The organism is Mycobacterium sp., from assembly GCF_032162105.1.
In the GTDB taxonomy this organism is placed as follows: Bacteria; Actinomycetota; Actinomycetes; order Mycobacteriales; family Mycobacteriaceae; genus Mycobacterium.
The window spans coordinates 1-3,755 of record NZ_JAVRPS010000606.1; the positions used below are offsets into that span (position 1 = coordinate 1).

The 3,755-nt window shown below is 64.6% G+C and carries 4 protein-coding genes; all 4 read right to left on the bottom strand.

Translation table 11 applies throughout. The annotated features are described in order from the left end of the window. The coding region (gene pqqB, locus QOC69_RS30915; RefSeq protein WP_526446321.1) for a pyrroloquinoline quinone biosynthesis protein PqqB at positions 1-677 on the bottom strand (677 nt) is incomplete at its 3' end. Positions 678-753: 76 nt separating this feature from the next. Continuing rightward, complete coding sequence (pqqA, locus tag QOC69_RS30920) at positions 754-870, bottom strand: pyrroloquinoline quinone precursor peptide PqqA (RefSeq protein ID WP_526446322.1); 117 nt, start codon at positions 868-870, stop codon at positions 754-756. A gap of 49 nt (positions 871-919) precedes the next feature. Then, positions 920-2,605 (bottom strand): PQQ-dependent dehydrogenase, methanol/ethanol family, encoded by a 1,686-nt coding sequence (locus tag QOC69_RS30925; protein ID WP_526446323.1) that lies wholly within the window; start codon positions 2,603-2,605, stop codon positions 920-922. 11 nt (positions 2,606-2,616) lie between these two features. Further along, positions 2,617-3,078, bottom strand: coding sequence for an MSMEG_3727 family PQQ-associated protein (locus QOC69_RS30930; protein ID WP_526446324.1), 462 nt, complete (start codon positions 3,076-3,078; stop codon positions 2,617-2,619). Positions 3,079-3,755: the final 677 nt, after the last annotated feature.

The window sequence follows — 3,755 nt, forward strand, 5'->3', positions numbered from 1 at the left end:
AGGCTGGACATCTCGTCGTCCCGCCAGCAGGTGCCGTCGACCAGCAGGCCGGAGCAGTCGGCCAGTTCCTCGAGGACGTCGGGGGTGAGCTGCTGCACGCACGGCAGGTAGACCAGGCTGCGGCCACTGCTGGTGTCGGTGATGCGGTAGCCCACGACCCGGCCGTGCGTCGCGCCTCCGGGGAACCGCATCGGCTTGACGGTGGGTACGTCGAACGCGCGGTACGACAACCCGTCACCAAGCGGCACCTCGGCGCCGAGCAGCACCGGGTGCCACTTGACCGGGCAGTACGCCTCGAGCGTCCTGAGCAGCCCGGTCCCGGCGGTCAGGGTCTCGTGCACCGATTCGGTCGCGTGCACTTCAAGACCGCGCCCCTCCCGCATCAGTAGCAGGCCGAGGGTGTGGTCGAGCTCGGCGTCGGTGAGCAGCACGGCCTGCAGCCGGACCACCCTGCCCTCATCGGGATGCAGATCCGGGAAGGACTCGATCTGCGACTGGATGTCCGGTGAGGCGTTGAACAGTAACCACTGCTTCCGGTCAGCGCTCACCGCAATCGACGACTGGGAGCGTGGGACGCAGGGTCGCGAGCCGGTCCGCACCGCGCGGCACTGGGGGCACCCGCAGTTCCACTGCGGATACCCTCCGCCGGCTGCTGATCCCAGCACTCGCACCCACACGACCGATCACTCCCTCCGTTGAGGTTGCCGCGACGGGCGCCGGGCCGATCCGGCCCGGCGCCCTTGACGTGATCGGCTAGTTGCCCGCGTCCAAGATGGCCACGTATGCGGTCACCTCGGCGGACACCCGGATCTCTGCGAACGTTGGGGGCTCCCACTTCTGCAGAGTGCTGACAGCGATCTTTCTCTCCATGGTGTTCTCCTTCTTTCTCTCGATTTCTGGACGGTCCAGCGGATGGGAATCAGCCCGGCAGGGCGAATGCGATCAACGCGCTGCCGTGGCCCGCGCCGAGCATTCCGGGGATGATGCCCTCGAGCCAGCCACCCCAGCCGACCGGCACGACGACGTACTGCTTGCCGTCGACGCTGTACGTCGAGGGGCTGCTGTGGTGGCCGCTACCACACTGGAACTCCCACAGCTTTTCGCCGGTGCGGGCGTTGAGCGCGACGAATTCGCCGGTCGGAGTGCCTGCGAACACCAGGTCGCCTGCGGTGGCGAGCACCGACGCGGCCATTGGGTAGTCGATACGCCAGCGCCACTTCTCCTCACCGTGGCTGTCGAACGCGCTCACTGAACCGGCCATGTCGTCGATGTCCACCTGGACGGCAGCGCCCCAGTACGGCATGCCCTCCTTGAACTCCCGACGCCGACGAGTCGCGGTGGCGCCCACGTCGGCGACCGGTACGTAGAACATGTCGGTCCGTGGGCTGTACGCCGCGTGCGTCCACTCCTTCGCGCCTGCCGGGCCCGGGTAGAAGTGGACCGGCTCGCCCTCCTTGTCCGGATACTTCCGCGGGGTCACCTTGCCGTCGCGGGTGATGACGCCCCAGTCGATCCGGTCCACGAACGGAGTGACGTGCTGCAACTCGCCGTTCGTGCGGTCCAGAACGAAGAAGTAGCCATTCTTGTCGAAGTGACCGAGCAGCTTCTTGCCATCCCGCTCGAACAGGGTCATCTCCATCGTGGAGTCGTAGTCCCATAGGTCGTGCGGGGTGAACTGGTAGTGCCACTTGATCTCACCCGTATCGACGTCCAGCGCCACGACGCTGTCGGTGTAGAGGTTGTCACCCTCGCGGACGGCGCCGTCGAAGTCGGGTGCCGGGTTGCCGGTACCCGCGTAGTACAGGTTCAACTCCGGGTCGTAAGTCCCGGTGACCCAGTGGTTTCCACCACCGCGCGCCCAGGCCTCACCGTCGGCGGGCCACGTCTCCGAACCCTTCTCACCCGGCTTGGGCACGGTGTACGTGCGCCACAGGTGCTCGCCACTCTCCAGGTTCCAGCAGTCGATGTGGCCTCGCACGCCGAACTCGCCGCCTGCGCCGCCGGTGATGAGCGTGTCCTTGATGACCAATGGAGCCATTGAGGCGCTCTCGCCCGCACGCACGTCGCCAGTCGTCTTCTCCCACACGAGCTTTCCGTTGGTGGCGTCCAGCACGATCAAGTGGGCGTTGGGGGTGACGAAGTACACCTTGCCGTTGGCCACCGCGCAGCCGCGGTTGACGTTGCCGCAGCAGAGCGAGACGTCGAAGGGCACGGCGTGCTTGTAAGACCAGAGCTGCTGGCCCGTCTTCGCGTCGAGAGCCCAGAACCAGCCGTCCCAGCCGGTGACGAACATGACGCCGTCCACGACCAACGGACACGCCTCGAACGCATAGGTCGAAGCACCCGCAATGTGACCGGCGGTGCCAGCCTGGAACATCCAGGCCGGACCGATGCTCTTGACGTTTTCGGTGTTGATCTGGTCCAGCAGGCTGTAGCGCTGGCCGTCATAGGCGCCGTAGTAGGTGAGCCAGTTCTGGGATTCCGAACGTGCGTCGAGCAGGCGGTCGTAGTTGACGTTGTCGGTCACCGCGGGCGCAGTGCCGGTCATGGCGCTCAGCGCGCTGTGGTCGATCGCCTCGCCGGCGTCCACGTATTCAATGGTCATTTGGGTTCCTCCTACGGGCGTGGCTGGTCGGGACGGTCGAGACGGGCTTCCGGCGGCACCTCGCCGAGCACGACGATGGCGGCGGTGAGTCCCCGACCCTCGTCGTTGCCGCCGGGCGAGCTGTACCAGTAGTAGCCGGGGCCGTCCAGGTTGAGCTTCGCCCGACCCTTCGAGTGGTTCAGCAGCCAGAGGAACTTCTTGTCACCGTTGCTCGGGAACAACGCGGCGTGCGTGTTCTTGTCGTCGTTGATGACCGTCAGTTCGAGATTGCCGCCGTGCGGCAAGACCAGGACCGCAGGCTCCCAGGCGACCTCGTCCTCCTTGATCCGGATCGTCGCCTCCATCGTGCCGTCCGCTCGTTCGGTGGCCCTGGCGATGGAACCGGTTCCGAGTAGCCGACCAATGGTTGCGTGATTCTGTTTGTCCAAGCCGAGTTCGCTCAGTAGGTTGGCTGGTTCATCAGTGATCGTCATAGGACCCCACCTCCTCATTAGTGAAACTTCGTTGTTTGTTTGTGTGGAATGCGAAAGCCGTTTAGGACGGATCGCATTCACGTCATATTTGCTGAATTCCTATTTGCTGAATTCGGCGAGCCGAAACTCCGGTTGGCTGTGTATAGATCCTCGGCTCCATCTGGTCGGTTACATCTCGCCGCATAATGCCGTCGGTCGTCGAATCACTTCGCTCACCCGAGCGCCTGTTTCGAGTCTGTAACTGAGTGAACGATAGGCTCGGTCAACGCCTACGTACAGGCGCTACCGCAGGGCGGTCGTACCTTGCCGTTCGCACGCCGCTAGGTGCCGTTCGTAGTGATGCCAGTCACATGTGGGATGCACGGCCGCGAGGAGTGCCAGGCGCCCGATGCCTAGGACCTGCATGTTCGCCGTGAAAAATGGCCTAACCACCCGAATCAGATCGTGGATGCGATGGGCCAGTGATGCCGGCACTTTTGGTAGGCCGTCTCTGGGCACCAGGCGCTCGCCGCGATGGATCAGCGGATCGCAGTGCGATACGCGCAGGCCTGCGATGAGCCCGCCGGATTTGGCAAATTGCCTCACTCGACCATTGCAGGATCGCGCGCCGGACCAATCCGCTATTCTCCGGCGACGCCGTCGGTGTTCCGCAGCGAATATGGCGGAGTTCCGAAACG

Excerpts from the sequence above, each read along its gene's own strand:
- pqqA (WP_526446322.1), bottom strand. The coding sequence starts at position 870 with ATGGAGAGAAAGATCGCTGTCAGCACTCTGCAGAAGTGGGAGCCCCCA.
- QOC69_RS30925 (WP_526446323.1), bottom strand. The coding sequence starts at position 2,605 with ATGACCATTGAATACGTGGACGCCGGCGAGGCGATCGACCACAGCGCG.
- QOC69_RS30930 (WP_526446324.1), bottom strand. The coding sequence starts at position 3,078 with ATGACGATCACTGATGAACCAGCCAACCTACTGAGCGAACTCGGCTTG.